Source organism: Thiosulfatimonas sediminis, from assembly GCF_011398355.1.
GTDB lineage: Bacteria > Pseudomonadota > Gammaproteobacteria > Thiomicrospirales > Thiomicrospiraceae > Thiomicrorhabdus > Thiomicrorhabdus sediminis_A.
Genome location: NZ_AP021889.1, coordinates 2560831 through 2577080, shown reverse-complemented (window position 1 = coordinate 2577080; position 16250 = coordinate 2560831). Strand labels below are relative to the sequence as shown.

At 45.4% G+C, this 16250-nt stretch carries 13 protein-coding genes and 1 pseudogene; 6 read left to right on the top strand and 8 right to left on the bottom strand.

Going from position 1 to position 16250, the window contains the following annotated elements:
* Positions 1-42 precede the first annotated feature (42 nt).
* The 4 genes from HRR27_RS12100 to HRR27_RS12085 all read right to left on the bottom strand — a co-directional run bounded on the left by HRR27_RS12100 (position 43) and on the right by HRR27_RS12085 (position 5460).
* Positions 43-927, bottom strand: coding sequence for a fructosamine kinase family protein (locus HRR27_RS12100; protein WP_173274088.1), 885 nt, complete (start codon positions 925-927; stop codon positions 43-45).
* A complete protein-coding gene (locus HRR27_RS12095; protein ID WP_243830846.1) occupies positions 927-3482 on the bottom strand; it encodes a penicillin-binding protein 1A in 2556 nt (851 codons plus the stop codon). Before HRR27_RS12095 ends, HRR27_RS12100 begins: the two co-directional genes overlap by 1 nt.
* Before the next feature lie 325 nt (positions 3483-3807).
* On the bottom strand, positions 3808-4023 hold the full coding sequence (locus HRR27_RS12090) for a hypothetical protein (RefSeq protein WP_173274087.1): 216 nt from the start codon (positions 4021-4023) through the stop codon (positions 3808-3810).
* A 264-nt stretch (positions 4024-4287) separates the two neighbouring features.
* Positions 4288-5460, bottom strand: a complete 1173-nt coding sequence (locus HRR27_RS12085; protein ID WP_173274086.1) for a MerR family transcriptional regulator — start codon at positions 5458-5460, stop codon at positions 4288-4290.
* A 137-nt stretch (positions 5461-5597) separates the two neighbouring features.
* Between HRR27_RS12085 and HRR27_RS12990 the strand changes: the two genes are divergently transcribed.
* The 4 genes from HRR27_RS12990 (at position 5598) to HRR27_RS12070 (ending at position 10759) form a co-directional block, all read left to right on the top strand.
* Positions 5598-5843: an AlpA family phage regulatory protein gene (locus tag HRR27_RS12990; RefSeq protein ID WP_481923978.1), complete on the top strand. Its 246-nt coding sequence runs from the start codon at positions 5598-5600 to the stop codon at positions 5841-5843.
* A gap of 75 nt (positions 5844-5918) precedes the next feature.
* Entirely contained in the window at positions 5919-6188 is a 270-nt protein-coding gene (locus HRR27_RS12985; protein WP_481924043.1) for an HVO_A0114 family putative DNA-binding protein, read from the top strand.
* Positions 6189-6213: 25 nt separating this feature from the next.
* Entirely contained in the window at positions 6214-8139 is a 1926-nt protein-coding gene (locus tag HRR27_RS12075) for an MrcB family domain-containing protein (protein ID WP_197905413.1), read from the top strand.
* A gap of 85 nt (positions 8140-8224) precedes the next feature.
* Positions 8225-10759: a restriction endonuclease-like protein gene (locus HRR27_RS12070; RefSeq protein WP_173274085.1), complete on the top strand. Its 2535-nt coding sequence runs from the start codon at positions 8225-8227 to the stop codon at positions 10757-10759.
* A 284-nt stretch (positions 10760-11043) separates the two neighbouring features.
* Here HRR27_RS12070 and HRR27_RS12065 read toward each other — a convergent pair.
* Positions 11044-11310, bottom strand: a pseudogene (locus tag HRR27_RS12065) (AAA family ATPase); the annotation flags it as partial.
* 214 nt (positions 11311-11524) lie between these two features.
* On the opposite strand from HRR27_RS12065, the gene HRR27_RS12060 reads away from it, so the two are divergent.
* Both HRR27_RS12060 and HRR27_RS12055 read left to right on the top strand, forming a co-directional pair.
* On the top strand, positions 11525-11830 hold the full coding sequence (locus HRR27_RS12060) for a helix-turn-helix domain-containing protein (protein ID WP_004249763.1): 306 nt from the start codon (positions 11525-11527) through the stop codon (positions 11828-11830).
* A complete protein-coding gene (locus HRR27_RS12055; RefSeq protein WP_173274084.1) occupies positions 11827-13077 on the top strand; it encodes a type II toxin-antitoxin system HipA family toxin in 1251 nt (416 codons plus the stop codon). The genes HRR27_RS12060 and HRR27_RS12055 overlap by 4 nt, the downstream gene beginning before the upstream one ends.
* A gap of 222 nt (positions 13078-13299) precedes the next feature.
* Here HRR27_RS12055 and HRR27_RS12050 read toward each other — a convergent pair whose 3' ends face one another.
* Genes HRR27_RS12050 through HRR27_RS12040 form a run of 3 tightly spaced genes read right to left on the bottom strand, consistent with a single transcriptional unit; the run spans position 13300 to position 15985 of the window.
* Positions 13300-15246, bottom strand: coding sequence for a DEAD/DEAH box helicase (locus HRR27_RS12050; protein ID WP_173274083.1), 1947 nt, complete (start codon positions 15244-15246; stop codon positions 13300-13302).
* Between the two features lie 33 nt (positions 15247-15279).
* Positions 15280-15651: a helix-turn-helix domain-containing protein gene (locus tag HRR27_RS12045; protein WP_173274082.1), complete on the bottom strand. Its 372-nt coding sequence runs from the start codon at positions 15649-15651 to the stop codon at positions 15280-15282.
* 31 nt (positions 15652-15682) lie between these two features.
* Entirely contained in the window at positions 15683-15985 is a 303-nt protein-coding gene (locus tag HRR27_RS12040) for a type II toxin-antitoxin system HigB family toxin (protein WP_173274081.1), read from the bottom strand.
* Positions 15986-16250: the final 265 nt, after the last annotated feature.

The window sequence follows — 16250 nt, the reverse complement described above, 5'->3', positions numbered from 1 at the left end:
GCTTAAATTAAAATTGAAAAATTGTGGCTCATTATACGAAAGCTACTTGGCTTGCGCCAACAGTGTCTGAATTAGGCTTTCCGCCTGTTGCTGATAGTGTCCGCCAAACAGATTGTAATGGTTGAGCAAGTGATACAGGTTGTACAAGGGTTTGCGCTGTGGGTAGCCATGATCGAGCGGAAAAACATCTTGATAACCGGCATAAAACGCAGCACTAAAGCCGCCAAAAAGTTCACTCATCGCGATATCGGTTTCGTGGTCTCCGTAATAGCAAGCTGGATCAAAAATCAGCGCGTCGCCATCGCGGCTAAAAGCGCTGTTGCCGCCCCATAAGTCGCCGTGTAATAACGAAGCTTGTGGTTGATAATCGCGAAACCAAAATTCGATTTTGTCGATCAGCTGCCAAGCTTTTTCGATTACGTGATTCGCCATGCCGCGCTGTGCGGCGAGACGCAATTGCGGTTTTAGGCGCATTTCGCGGTAGAACTCGATCCAGTCACTATGCCAAGTATTGTGCTGTGGAGTGAGGCCGATAAAGTTGTCATGTGACCAACCAAAGGGTTTGGCGCTGTCATTGACGTGGTGATGCAATAACGCCAAGTCGCGGCCGCGTTGAAAATCATCGCCGCTGTCGTGCATGTCGATAAATTCCAGCAGTAACCATGCTTGTTTGTCAAACGTACCGCTGGCGATCGCTTTAGGCACAGCAATACTGTTTGTTTCGGCCAGCGCCTGCAAATTAAATTGCTCTGCTTGAAACAGATCGTAAAAGCTTAGCGAATGGGTTTTTAAAAAGAACTTCCCCTGACTGGTATGCAGTTCAAACGCTTTGCAAATATCGCCGCCCATCACGCTTTTGGCGCCTTCAATGTGCAGTGTTTCGCCTAAACTGGGCGCCAGTTTTTCTTCAAAGGCAGCCCAGTTCATTAATCGAATAACTCTTGTGTTAGGTTGTCGATTTTCTGTTGTGAAACTTTGGGAATTTGCGGCGCACGCTCTTCACGGAAGAACTCATAGAGCGCATCAGGCGCATCTGCAGCAACCGCTAAGCCGGTTTCCTGATTGATTGGAACCTGCACAATTCCCGCTGGCATATCCAGTGGTTGATTCGGCTGTGTTTGCAGCGCGTAACTCATGTAATCCATCCAGATTGGCAGGGCGGCACGCCCTCCGACTTCGCTGCGTCCGAGTGTCGATGGTTTATCAAAACCAAACCATACGGTGGTGGTGATATTGGGATTGAAACCTGAGAACCAAGCGTCTTTTTGATCGTTTGTGGTTCCAGTTTTACCGGCAATATCTTCACGTTTTAAGGCGCGAGCGCGTTTTCCAGAGCCGTAACGAATAACATCTTGCATTATGCTGTTCATAATAAAAGCATTACGTTCTTCAATCACCCGCGGCGCATTGTTTTGCCCTTGGCAATTGGCGCTTTTGCACACTTTTTTGGGTTGCGCTTTGTAGAGCACATCGCCATTAAAATCACGGACTTCATCAATCAAATAAGGCTCGATTAAATAGCCGCCGTTTGAGAAGGTCGCATAACCGCGCGCAACTTGTTGCGGCGTCATTTCGACCGCCCCGAGCGAGAGCGAGAGGTTTTTATGGGCATTGAGTTCGTCTTCTGGAAAACCGAAGTTTTTAAAGTAGTCGACGGCGGTATTAATACCAATTTGTTGCATTAGACGAATTGATACAAGGTTACGCGATAGTGCCAAAGCTTTTCGTAAACGGGTTGGGCCATAATATTGGCCGGAGTAATTTTCTGGGCGCCAGTAATCTTCCAGATTGCGATCATGGAACACGACGGGGGCGTCGTTAATTGTGGTGGCAGCAGTCATGCCTTGCTCCAAACCGGCAGAGTATAAGAACGGTTTGATGTTTGAACCCACTTGGCGTTTACCTTGGGTGGCGCGGTTGAACTTGCTGCGGAAATAGTCATAGCCACCGACCAGCGCCAAGACGCGGCCGCTGTTGCTGTCCAGTGAAATCAGTGCGGATTCGGCCAGTGGATCTTGTGCAAGTTGCCAGCGTTTATCCTGTTTTTGGACATAAATCAGATCTCCGACTTGCACCACGTCAGCCGCCGATTTTGGGGCGCTTTTTTTGCTGTTGACGTTGATATACGGTGCGGCCCATGCCATATCGGCGAATTGCAGCTCGGCTTTGTCACCGTTTTCAATCAAGATTTGCGGCACACCTTTGTTAAACCCGGTGACCGCAGCGACGAGTAAATCGCCATAATTATTGATCTCTTGCATCTCGTTGAGCAGTGCATCACGATCTTGTAATAAGCCAGAGTCAATATTCTTAATAGCACCGCGATAACCGTGACGGCGTTCGTAATCTTGTAAACCGTCACGCACTGCCGCGGTAGCGCGTTGTTGTAGGCCGCTTTCTAAGGTGGTAACAATGGTCAGTCCGTTTTGCAACGCTTCTTCGCCAAAGCGTTCTAAAGCAAAAGCACGTGCTTCTTCGGCAACATAATCCGCTTCTACTTCAATGACTGGACCGTATAGTTTGCTGTGGACTTCGACCGCCAAAGCGGTTTGCATCTCTTGTGTTGTGATGAAATTCAGCTCTTGCATACGACGCAATACATAATCGCGACGCAGTTTTGCACGCTGCGCATTGCGGATAGGGTTGTATGCGGATGGCGCTTTTGGTAGACCGGCAATCATCGCATATTCATTGATATCAAGATCGCTTAGGGGTTTGCCATAATAGGTTTGTGCCGCTGCGGCAACGCCGTAAGAACGATAGCCTAAAAAGATTTTATTGAGGTACAACGCCATGATTTCTTGTTTGGAAAGTTCATGTTCGATTTTGTACGACAAGACTATTTCGTTGAGTTTGCGTAAAAAGGTTTTCTCTTTGGTTAAGTAGAAGTTACGCGCCACCTGCATGGTGATGGTCGAGCCGCCAGAGCGTTTTTCGCCGGTGCTGACAAGGTGATAAACCGCACGCGCTAGCCCTTTGAAATCGACGCCACCATGCTCAAAGAAGTTTTCGTCCTCGGCGGCAATAATCGCTTGTGTCATGCGTTCTGGGATTTCGTGATATTCCAAAGGCACTCGTTTTTTGGTGCCAATTTCGGTAATTAATTTGTTGTCTTGAGTAACAATTCGCAGTGGTACTTGATACGAGACTTCTTTGAGTTCACTCACTTCCGGTAGTGTTGGGTAGATGGTTAGATAGTAAATGCCGGCAGCTGTTAAAGGCAGTGCAATAAAAAAACTTGCAAAGTTAAACCAGAAAAAATATTTAAACAGGCGTTTGAGCAAAGACGGTTTTTGAGGTTTTTTAGCGGGTCGACCACGACGCGCAGCCGGTTTTTTGGCAACGGCGGGTTTGGTTGCGGTTTTTTTGGCCGGGGTGCGCTTACGCGTCGTGGTTGCTGTTGGTTTTTCGCCCATGATTTCCTTCGCCGAGCCCATTGATGGCATATCGTTGTCATTTAGATTTGGCTTATCGTTACTCATTTTGCTCTCAAATTGTCTTTGCGTCTGCCGACATAGAACGGACTACTGTATATCGATGTTATTGCGAGACACCGAATACGTCTTGCTGAAGCCGTTTGGACAGCTTCGGTGATTTCTTAAGATTTGTTGAATATTTCAGCCAAATTAAAAGGATGTAAATTGCCGCTAATTATAGCGTTTTATCTTTTGTCTATGGCGGCTTTTGTTGCGACAGTCCAGTGCGCTTTTTGGTTAGAGGGGGGAAATGATAATTGGATTTAGTTGGCTTTCTGAACCAATAAAAAACCCGGCAGAGCCGGGTTTTGAGGGTGGAACCAAACAGTACTTAAGATTTTTTGGAGTAACGACCCGATTTAATGTCGCCCCACATAAGCAAAAGGTTGCCACCTACGATATAAGCAATCGTTAAAATAACGCCTGCAAGACCGATAGCTACTTGCAAAGCTTGTGGCAGAATGTCTGCCCAAATGCCAAGTAGAACGGCTAATGGAATCACTACGGTTATGACCAAAACCAGTAGCATTTTTGTTAAGTCACTCATAATTCCCGCGCCTCAGTAAACATTAGGATGATTTGTAACAGCGAAACTATACTTGCCTAGCGTGAAAATTTCAATCTTAGAGCCTTGATTTTGGGCAAGTTTGTCCGTAAGTGAGAAGATTGCCCAAAGTGTATTGTTAAGGGTCTATAAAGTCAGTTTATTATCTATTCTACATTTCGTGCCTGTGCCTGGAATAATGACCTAGACCACAACAAACTCAATAACTTAGCGAAAAGAAACCGTTTAAAAATGTCAGACAGCTTGTCACGAGCCTTTGCGCAGCACAAATAGCTGGTAACCAAATTCGCCTAGGTAGCGTTCATAAATCGCAATTTCTTGCTCTAAATCTGCAATGGCTTTTGAACTTGGCATGCTTGTTTTTGCTTCTGCCACTCGCGCTTTGAGTGGTTGGTAATAGTCGTGCCACGCTTGGTCACTTAGGGTGAAATGCTGAATTACTTCAAACCCCGCTTGGCACATTTGCGTTAAACGGGTTTCGATGGTTTGCATGTCAGGGTATTCGTTTTTCCAGAACTCAATGGTTTCTGCGCTTGGATTATCGCTCAACCAAACCAAGTCACTGAGGACCATGTAGCCATTGTCTTTGAGTAACGCTCGCCACTTTTTCAGTGCCGGCTCGACCCCCATTATGTAAGCCGCCGCTTCCGACCAGATGCAATCAAAACTTTCAGGAGCAAAGGGCAGTTCCGTCATGCTGGCGCAGCTTAAGGTCACGTGAGCATCTAATCCCATCTCGGCAAGGCGTTCGCGCAATTCATCAAGCGTGCTTTGTTCGTTATCCACCGCCACGATGTTCGCTTGGGTATGGCTTGCCAATAAACGGGTTGAAAAGCCTTTGCCGCAACCAATATCAATAATCTTAGCGGGTGTTGTTGGCAGTCTTGATAAGGCTTTAAGCGAATCGGCATCGCAGCCGGGTCCCCAGCGTTCTAGGGTTTGAAATACCGTCATGAAATCGGCCATGTATTGATCGTGTTCGTTCATATCTTTCGACAACCATTTTAAATGCAGGACTTGTTGTTCATTAAAACCTTGCTGTTTTAACCAATCCAGATGGGCGTCTGGCGCTAATTTATCGGTCTGTTGATGCCAAAAACGTAATGAACCTTCACCGAGCAAGGCGGCAAGTAAGTCCCGAGCTTGCTGCTTTTGAGCGATGTCTTCGTCCAACTGCTGTAAGCGTTTTTCAAGTACCGCGCGTTCCACTTTGCTGTCTAAAAAGGATTTGCATTCCTTAAGGGTTAAACCGCCCGCTTGCAGTTGTTGCAACAAGTGCAACCGCTGAACCTCTTTATCGGAGTAAAGCCGATAGCCATTGGCTTGGCGAGCGCCATGCAATAAACCTAGCTTTTCGTAGTAGAGCAAGGTTGAGCGCGACAGCCCGACTTTTTCAGCTAACTCGGAAATGCGGTACACAGATAAAACATCCTTTAACAATGGCGTGGCTGGCTCAAACAGACTAGAAGACTAATGAGGATAAACTATAACGTTATAGACAGGTCAAATGCGGTTAGCAAAAAATATCGTTCAGTTTGGATTGTCTGAAAGCTTGAATGCCGCATTCAGGTCTACAAATTGTCACCTATGAAGTCACTTTGTGTAGACCTATAACCGCTGAATTTCCCCGTTCCATTCGCATTGGTGGGCGTGCCGTGGGCTGGTTAGAAAGCGATATCGACCAGTGGATTGAAACTCACCGTATCGGTGTTGTGTGTAGTGGTTTACTTCCTGTGCATGGAGATTGCCATTGTCTTAAAGGGAAAATAACCTTGCACCAATATCAGCGATTGATAACATAAGCGGCCTATGTATAAGCGTACAGTCTTTTGAATGGCCAAACGCTGTTTTAAGCACGCCTTGGCGCTGGCTGTGTAATTGGAATTAAAGGGCAAACCCCAGATTCACATTACTCCATCGATATCTGGTTTGACCCGCTGGAATCGGTGGCCAATGTGCTGTCGAAAAGAAAACCAGAAGTTGTTAAAAGTGATTGCCGAGCACAGCCGCAATCGGTGACAGAGCTGGCCGCGCTTACCGGTCGAGTGATCAGTAATGTGACGAGAACACTTAACATATTAGAAGGCGCAGGTATCGTTCAATTGGTGAAATCGAATAATAGCACTCCATCAAAGAGCATTTTTTAATACACGCGAACTTTTTAGTGCTGGTTTGAATTTAAGGATAGTTATGAGTCTAAAAGATAAGTTGGGCAAATTTGTTAATGGCTGGGCGCAAGCAACAGAAGAGCAATTTACAGGGCATCCGATTGCAAATCTTTTTCGCCAAGATTTAAAAGATGAAATCGAACGATTAGTAAAACGAGACTTCGATTCATTTGAGATTAAAGCTAGTGTTGGGGCTGGAAATTGGGCAAACGTCCCTTGGCTATCTATTCTTAATCCAAAAATCACTACAACTACACAAGATGGAATTTATCCGGTTTATCTGTTTAACGCAGATGGTTCAGGTTTCTACCTTTCTTTGAACCAAGGAACTACGATACCGACCAAAAACTTAGGGAAGAAAAGAGCTGAAAAAAGAGCTAGCGATATAAAGGATATATTACTAGCACAGTTTCCTAGGTTAAAAAGCTGGGGCGTACAAGAAATTGACTTGAAGGCGGAAACAGCTCTTGGAAAGTCATATGAAAAGCCAAGTATTTCAGCAAAATTTTATAGCAGCTCTAATCTTCCAGAAAGCGACGAATTAATAGCGGACCTTCAAGAATTATTAAAAATATACAAAGACATAGAAGAATTTGATTTTGAGCCATTATTAGAGAAAGAAAATTATAGTGAGAGCAAGCCAATAAAAGAGCCACTTACTATTCAAGGTGTCATTCTGTCCAAACCCTTTCTCCTGCTAGCTGGTATCTCAGGCACAGGTAAAACACGTTTTGTGCGTGAGCAAGCAAAAACCTCAGGCCAGTTTACTGAAACCTATTGTTTAACCTCGGTGCGCCCCGACTGGCATGAGCCGAGCGATTTGCTTGGTTATATTTCGCGCTTAAATGGCTCTGCCGAATACATCACCACGGACGTATTGCAGTTTATCGCCAAAGCTTGGCGTGCCATTGCTGATAGCGGTTTAACCATTGAAGTGCAAGAGAGCGAAGATCAAGGCGAGTGTTTAGTAGTAACAGGCGAACGAGATGCACTTGAGCAGGTGTTGCCTTACTGGCTGTGCTTGGATGAAATGAACCTTGCCCCTGTTGAGCAATATTTTGCTGATTATTTGTCGGTGCTTGAGACTCGCGAATGGCGCTGGACGGATAATAGCTTTACCTACAGCAGTGATGCCTTATTAAAACCTGCCACGATTAAAGCAGTCGCGGACAAAGAAAAGCTGCGTGAAGCGCTAGGCTTTGAGGGTGCGCAATACGACGAGCTGTGGGCACATATTTGCCAATATGGTTTGGGTATTCCGTTCAACCTTCTGGTTGCGGGCACGGTGAATATGGATGAAACCACGCATGGCTTTTCGCGCAAGGTGATTGACCGTGCGCTGAGTTTTGATTTTGGCGCGTTTTTCCCGAACGACTATGACGACTTTTTCACTCCTACCAGTCGTAATAAGCGCCTTAGTTATCCCATTTGGTCAAACGCCAGCAAAGCGGATTTAGCCAATACCTTTGATGTGGATGGCACTAAAACCGTTGCGTTTTTATCGGCCGTCAAAACAGTGCTAAAAAATACACCGTTTGAGTTGGCGTTTCGTGCGCTCAATGAGCTGCTCCTCGCAGTGGCCAGCAGCCAACCACAAGATGACTTAACCCTAAAAGCGGTGTGGGACGACTTTATGATGTGTAAGGTTCTGCCGCGTATCGAAGGCGATACCGACAAACTGACTACATCAAATAGCAAGGCTTTGTTGGTTGAACTTAATACTGTTCTGGCTGCGCAGTTAGCCCCCATTTGGTTAGCGTCTGACACAGACGAAGACGGTCAACGCCCTGACTTGTATCGTGAGAAAATCGTGGCCGATGGTGCTACTGATGAGGAAAAAGTACTTCGCATACCTTGCCGTTCAAAAGCGAAACTGCAGTGGATGCGCGATCGACTAGCCAGTGCCACCTTTACCAGTTTCTGGCCTTAATGAGTCGGTGCTGTTTGATGCCTTCTGCAGTGAATGCAACCTATAAGCAGAACCCGTAAAGCGAAGGTGTAAGGAGTGGTAGGGAATGCCAGAGTTAATACGATTACAAACTCCTGACTTTGAGTTTTCGGTCTGGGCAAATGATATTAGCCAACGAACCAAGGTTTACCAAAATACTGTCGCGAACAGGGCAAGCACTAATGATGAACAACCTAGCTACGAATTGCGCTTTGCGCCTGCGGCTGAACTGAGCAACGCTATTGAAACGCAAGGGCTAGTTGCAGATGGTTTAGACAAAAGTGCGTTAGCTGAAAGTGGCCTTGTTGAAAATGGTTCAGCTCAACACGCTGAGCTGGCATTACATTCTCCACTGTTTTTTGAAAATACCCAGTACCAGTTTGAGTGGGTCTTTTTTAGTGAAGTGTCTAACGCGCGCTTAACCCATCGCAGCCAAAGTGTGAATGAGGCGTTTCGTTTTGCCCCTGAAGTAAAAACCACAAGGGGCGTGGTGCCTGCACGTTTAATCGGCACCATTAATACTGGCAATGATGTGGGGTGGTTACGTTTGCCACTCACTTTTGAACTGAATGGTAAAACACAGACACAGCAGATAGCCTTTGAAGTATTGCTAACCAAAATGGCCCTGCATCAAGACTTGCCTGCCATGTACCAAGCCATTGATAAAGTCTACCCACTTTGGCGCTTTAGTTTGGTAGAAAAAACCGAGCAGGACGCAGCGACCAGCCAGCAACGCGGGCATTTTCCACTGATGTGGTTGGCTAATTTTGCTGCGTTAAGAGCGCGCTTTGAACAAGGTTTAAAAGTCATCACCCAAGCGCCTCACAGCCGCTTGCAACCAATGGTGGCTAATATTAAGGCCGCTAAGCTAAAAGGTCGCCTGCCACATAAGTTAGCCGAGCAAGTAAAGCAAGATTTTGCTAATGGTCAGTACGATAAACGCTACGCGGTCGAAAAAAAGCAACTGAGTGTCGATACCCCAGAAAACCGTTTTATCAAAATGGCGGTGAGTAAAAGTAAGCGACAGTTAGCTGAGTTTGAACAAAAGCTCAGGCAAAGTAACCAAGCGCCAGAGCGGCAACGGTTGTCTGATTCATTTTTAAATGAACTGCATAGTTGGCAACAACCGCTGCAAAAAGTGTTAGGCCAAAGTTTTTTAAAAGAGGTTGGTGGTTACACAGGCTTAAGCCGTGAGTCGTTAGTGCTCCAGCAAAAAACCGGTTACAGCGCGGTGTATCGTGTTTGGCAGGAGCTGAAATTTTATTTAGATGTGTTTGGCAATCAGTCGAGCATTTCAATGAAGTCAGTGGCCGAGATTTATGAAGTGTGGTGCTTTTTGTGTTTGAAACAGATTTTAGAGCAGGATCTCGGCTTTAAGTTGGTGGAAAACAATGCGACAAAGCTCGCTCAAAATGACTTTTTTGAGTACCAACTAAAAGATGGTTTTGCCGGTGCCTTTTGCTTTGATCGCGACGATGGTGTGACAGCTAGGCTGGCACACGAGCCTAAATTTACCAAAAAGGGAAAATCAATCCGCTCGTACTTGGTGAGCCAAGAGCCGGATATTGTGTTGGAAGTGACACTGCCTTCAAGCTCAGAAGCAGGTTCGTTCGAAAAGAAGCAGTTTATTTGGCTGTTTGATGCCAAATACCGCATTAAAACCGATAAAAGCCGCTTTGATGATAACAGCGAAGATATTGAAAGTACGGATTACGTACCAGACGATGCCATTAACCAAATGCACCGTTATCGTGATGCGTTAATCCGCTTGTCAGAATCGCATCCCAATTCAACGAATGACCGACCTAGTAAGAAAAGCCGTCCTGTTTTTGGTGCTTTTGCTTTATACCCTGGTTTTTTTGACCAAGCCACAAAACCAAACCCCTACGCAACCGCGATAGAAGAAATTGGCATTGGCGCATTCGCCCTATTACCTAGTCAAACTGGGTCTAGCCAGACTGAGCAAGCTTATTCTGGTCACCAGTGGTTGTTGGAGTTCTTGCAGGCCCAAATTGGCGCAGCGCCGAATACACAAACAGGGCAAGGCAATGCTATGTATCCAGCTGCCGGCATGGCGGATAGACTCTATGTACAGGATGCTGCACGTATACCCTATTACGGCATGCGCCAAGTGCTGTATCCAGATTTGACCATGACAGTTGCGTTGGGAGGGCAACGTGGCCGTGATCATGGCTATTTTGAAAAATTTGAGCGAGGTACAGCACAGTGGTATCACCTGCCGCAAAGTACGTTTGTGCAAAAATTTAAGCAACATATTGCCGAGGAAATTCGTTATTTAGCGTTGGCGTCTACCTCAGACACTCAAAGTTCAACCAAGCAAATTGACCGGCTTTGGCCGGTTAAACGGGTAACGTTGTTACAACGCTACACCATCACCGAAGATCAAGCCGGTAAGACATCAGGCTCTAGCGAGTTGTATTATTTATTTGAGCTAGGCAAGCCTTTGACCCTGCAAACACCGGTAACCAAGGTGCCGCATCGCCCAATGAAAAACTCGATGAAACTCACGACATTAACTCGCCTAGAGAGTGTCACTAAGTTTGCCGAACTCGAAAACGTCTACGCAGAGGCGATGGTGTGATGTTTTATTGCCGCTACAAAAAGCGTCATCAGGCAAGGAAAGGTGGCTAAAAAATTACTCAATATTTTCACCTGCTCATTGAGTAGCGGCCTAGATCCCAACAAACTCAATAAATTATCGAAAATAAACCGCTCAAAAATGCCTGTTTGCCCACCAAACTGCCTATGGCTTTTACCAAATCTTAGTGGTGCAATGGAAAAACAGTGCCGTTTTTATGCTGCTGTTAGTACTTATTCGATCCTGAATAACCCGTATGGGCTTACGGGGTTATTCAGGATCGACTAAATAAATTCTTGGAAGGTCAGTGGTCGTAAATTGTATTGTTCTACCTTGCCCACAGGGAAGGTATTGAGCAAACCAATGTTTGAGCCGCTGGCTGCGATAAAATAGGACGGTGCTTTTTCGGCAAAATACTTAAGCGAGGTAACGGCACGTTCACATTCGCCAATTTCATCTAATATCAGCAAGTCGGTTTCTGGGTTGAACGCTTGGTTGGTTAACAACTCAATGTTCATTAATAGCGCGTCTGGTGACAGTGAGCCATCGAACGCTGTAATTTGGTATGCCTTTGGTATTCAGGGATTCACATCATCGCCTTGGGCAACGCGCAAACTAAACCTAAAAGTAGGATATAAATCCAATTATATTGAGTAAAATGGGAATATAGTCCCATATTTAATTTGTTGGAGTTGCTTGGACTTCAAAGTTGGACTATATTCCCAGTAATGATTAAATAATGGGAATATAGTCCCTTGGGTTGGTGATATGGCTAAGCGTGATTTGCACAATGTACTGTTTCCAAAGCAGCGTAAAATCCTGACTCATTTTGGTGAAGACTTGCTGTTGGCGATGAAACGACGTGGTTTTACAAAAAAGCTGCTGTGTGAACGTACTGGCTTTGATCATAAAACCGTGAACAAAGTCTTCGCAGGCGATCCAGGCGTTGCTATAGGCACTTACTTAAAAGTTATGGCCGTCCTTGGCATGGAAAGTAACTTTGCAGAAATGGCCGCCCATGATGAAGTGGGTATCAAGCTGCAAAATATAAAATTGCTGGAAGGTTCAAGATGAGCCGTGAAATCGTTGAAGTCTATGCCGACTGGCAGCCAATTGAAGCGCCTTTGCTAATAGGGCAGCTTGCTTACAGCGATTCAAGCCGAGGTGGCGTGTTTAGTTTTGCCTACGAAAAAACATTTTTAACTTCAGCCTATCGCTTGCAAATTGATCCAATTCTGATGCTTCACTCCGGTGAACTCTACAACGATGAAGTCGATAAAAACTTCCGCGCCTTTCTTGATTCATCGCCTGATAGATGGGGGCGTATTTTAATGCAGCGGCGCGCGGCCATTGAAGCGCGCAAAGGCATTCGAGCAACAAGTCGATTAAACGAATTGGATTACCTGTTGGGCGTGCACGACTCTTACCGGATGGGTGCTATTCGATTTAAGCGAGCAGGCTCGAATCCTTTTTTGGACGACAATTCTGAATTTGCTGCGCCGCCAATGACTTCTCTGCGAGAGCTAGAGCACGCAGCCATGCAGATTGAAAAAGACGATAACATCGACAGTGACGAGTATTATCGCTGGTTGAAAATGCTGATTTCTCCAGGCTCATCATTAGGCGGTGCAAGGCCCAAGGCTTGTGTGACAGATGAGCAAGGCCACTTGTGGATTGCCAAGTTTCCCAATTTAAATGATACCCATGACGTGGGGGCGTGGGAGATGGTCTGTTATGAATTGGCGTTGGCGGCAGGTGTTGACATGTTTCCAAGTGAGATTAGACGGTTTTCCTCTGGGCACCATACGTTTTTAACAAAACGGTTTGACCGCGATGGTGAAAAGCGGCTGCATTTTTCATCGGCCATGACACAACTGCAATACTATGATGGTGAACAATCTCAAGGTGCCAGCTACTTAGAGATTGCTGAATTTATTTCCAATTGTGGTGCACACACCGAAGCTGATTTAGCACAGTTATGGCGACGTATCGTGTTTAATATTGCGGTGTCCAACACCGATGATCACCTCCGTAACCATGGGTTTTTATTAACAAAGAATGGTTGGAAGTTATCACCCGCTTATGATTTAAATTCAATAGTGGGTAAGCATGGCCTGCATCTGAATATTACCGATGCAGACAACGCCTTAGACTACCAGCTAGCCTTTGATGTGAAAGACTTCTTCCGACTTTCGCAAACCCAAGCCACGCAAATTTACGACGAAGTATTAAATGCGGTTAAGCAATGGCAAACCGTTGCTAAGCAGCTAGGGATCAGCCGAGCCGAGCAAGCCATGAAACAATCGGCGTTTAACGTTTAACGTTTGTACTTTGGATTCGAGGTTGGTTTAGGGTGCAAAAAGTGCCAAGCCTTGCTTTTAGCCAGTATTGGCAGGGCCTACCGGCTTTGGACTTCAATCGAGACACCAAACAATAAATGGGCTAATTTCCCTGTTTGGCTTCTCGATCCAAAAGCCAAACGGATAGTGGTTTTGGCGTATGGGGGTAAAGGTATGGGGAAGTGTTTAATCAAGTGCTGCTGTTTATTTTGACTTGGTATTTGTTGAAGAGGCGTTTTCCAACTTCAGTGAAGGTTGCTTGTTACTGTTGTCATCAATGTACTCAAGGGCGTACCCCATTGCCTTGTAGCTTTTCTCGCGTTTTTTAAACATGCGTTGCAGCATAGGGAGGGCGCAGTCCACATAGTCGTTAATAGTTACTTGTGTTTTTCCTTCCGATTCACGATGAATACGACCGGCATATTGAGCCAATGTACCTTTCCATGCGATGGGCATGGCCAAAAACAACGTATCCAGTCTTGGCAGGTCAAATCCTTCGCCCACATATTTTCCTGTTGCTACGATGACTTGAGCCGATTGCAGATGATTGTCAGCGTTCTTGCGTTCTGCAGCTTTCATGGCGCCTTTTAGTACGACAGTGCTTATACCCATCTCGGTAAGTCGTGAGTGTATGTACTCTGCGTGCTCTCTACGCTCTGTAAGGACTAACGGGTGTCCGCCATTTTGAACACACTGAGAGGCGTCTGAGACGATTTTTGACGTGCGCTGTTCGTTATCGACGAGCCAGCGGTAGGCATCGCTTATTTTTGGACGCTCATCTGTTGTTATTAGCTCCGCTGACGGTACATCGTAGAGCTGATGAATAATCACGGTTTGAGTAAATTGCTCATCAGGGCTTTGTTTCACTTTGTAGCGAATTGGCCCTGCTGTCATAAAAATGATCTTTTGATGGCCATCTTGTCGCTCTGGTGTTGCTGTTAGACCCAATACATATTTTGCTCTTACCTCGTTGAGTACCATTTCAAACCTTGGCGCAGATAGATGGTGGCATTCATCAACAATAATGTGGCCGTAGTCTTGGATGAGAGGGGAGATAGAGTTGTCTTTTTTATTGACCAAGCTTTGGTAGGTGGCAATGTCGATAATGCCACTCGGCTTTCTTTTGCCACCGCCTATACTGCCAATGCTTGCTTCCGGTAGGAACGTGCGTAAGCGCTCTTGCCACTGTTCAAGCAGTTGTCGGCTATGAACCAATATGAGGGTGTTTACTTTGCGTTTTACGATCATGCCAATGGCTGTAACCGTTTTTCCAAATGCGGTTGGCGCATGCAAAATACCGAAGTCGTGTTTAGTTATTGCGGCCACTGCATCACGCTGGTTCTTTCGCAAAGTGAACTCGGGGCTAAGTTTTAATAATGGTTTGCCGGTTTCACGCTTATCGTCAAATAGTGGCGAAATGTTTTGCTCTTGTAGCAAAGCAATCGCGTCATCAAGACAGCCTCGCGGTAGTGCTAGATAACCGTTTTCAATACGAGCACAGGAAATAAACCTTGGAATGCCATGGGTTGAAAAGCGCAACGCTTGTGTTTTAAAAAACACAGGATTAGAAAAACTCGCTAATCGCTTTAGTCCAGCCAGTAGTGGCCCAGGTAACTCGCTCATCAAAAAGTAGATATGGTTGGCCAAGGTAATGGTCACGTTTTTCGGCAAAGACTCTAATTTTATTGGTGCGGCTTTGGCTTCTTCTTGCCAACAGCCTTTGTCAAAATCGACGGCCAACAAATAGCACGTATTATCTTTCAGTAAGGGATACAGACCAACCACTTGATGACCGGCAAGGTGCCTGTAAATAATGTGCTCGTTTAATTCGCTAAACTTTCGGTGAGAACAGTCTTGGCATTTAATGCGGGGTTTGTTGCATACCCCGTTTACCCATTCATTATCACAGGCTACGGAATAGCCACTTCGGCCCTGTTGGTTTTGCCATCGATTGGCGAAGATATCCTCTCGACCCCGAAATCGTTGTCTGAATAGGGCGACTTTTTGTTCTGGGGTGAATGTCTGTACTGAACGCTCGTTTTGAGCGCTACGCAATGCCTCTCTTAATGCGAGAAGCTGCTGCTTTTCGTTTTCAAGTTCAGCTAGCCTGTTGTCAATAGCAGAAATGTTTGGGTAGCCAGCGTCATTCATAACAACATAACCAACTAATCTTGATGCGCAGCGCTATGAAGCGCGAACTTGCGGTGGCTTGATCAGCGACTCAGCTGGAATACTAAGCCCTTCATGAAGTTTCCAAATCATTTTTAGCGTGAGTGATCGCTTGTAGTTTAGGATTTCATAAACACGATTGCTTTTACCTATCATGGGTTCAAGGTCTTTAACCGTTAAGCCTTTGCGCTCCATCTCAAACTTTATTGCCTCCACAGGGTCTGGCAAATCCATTGTAAAATGCTTTGCTTCGTAGGCCTCGACTAACGTAACCAAAATGTCCAGCTTTTCGCCTTCAACTGTATCTGGCTCCGCCATCATTAGGTTTTCGATGTCGTTTAATGCCGCGCGGTAGTCGGCATCTGTTTTAATAGGTCTGATGTCCATTATATTTATCTCTTGTTACTACCTTTTGGCTTTAAATTGTTTGCACATCAATTTGATCGTATTGTGCATGGCTGCCGATAAACCGTATGTAAACCACCTTGTAGGCATAATTGATCCAAACGACTAATCGGTATTTAGTACCGGCAATGTTAAACACGACACGCTCCTCTTTGAGGATGCTTGCATTTCTAAAGTTCTGTTTCACATCGGCTGGTGATCCCCAATCCGCGTTTAATGCATGCCTATACCACGCTAACGTTGGCTCTTTCGCGTCAATATATTCTGGGTTGTCTTCCCAAAATGTTTTTAAGGTTGATAGTGCAATAATTCTCATAAACAGATGGTAGTCCCAATCTGGGACTTTACAAGTTTGGTATTTTTGATGCAGTTAGGAGTTGTTACCCCATTTCTTGGGGTAGTTTAATTTCCTCTTATTCACCCTCTAAAGATTGCGGTATGAAGTGTTGCCCCATTGTCCCAACTGCTCACAGTAAGTAAGTGCACGTCACGATTTATCTATAATTATATATCAAAATATATTTTTTGATATATAATAGCTAATCATTCTTGTGTTTGTGGGATTAGATTGATATGTTTTT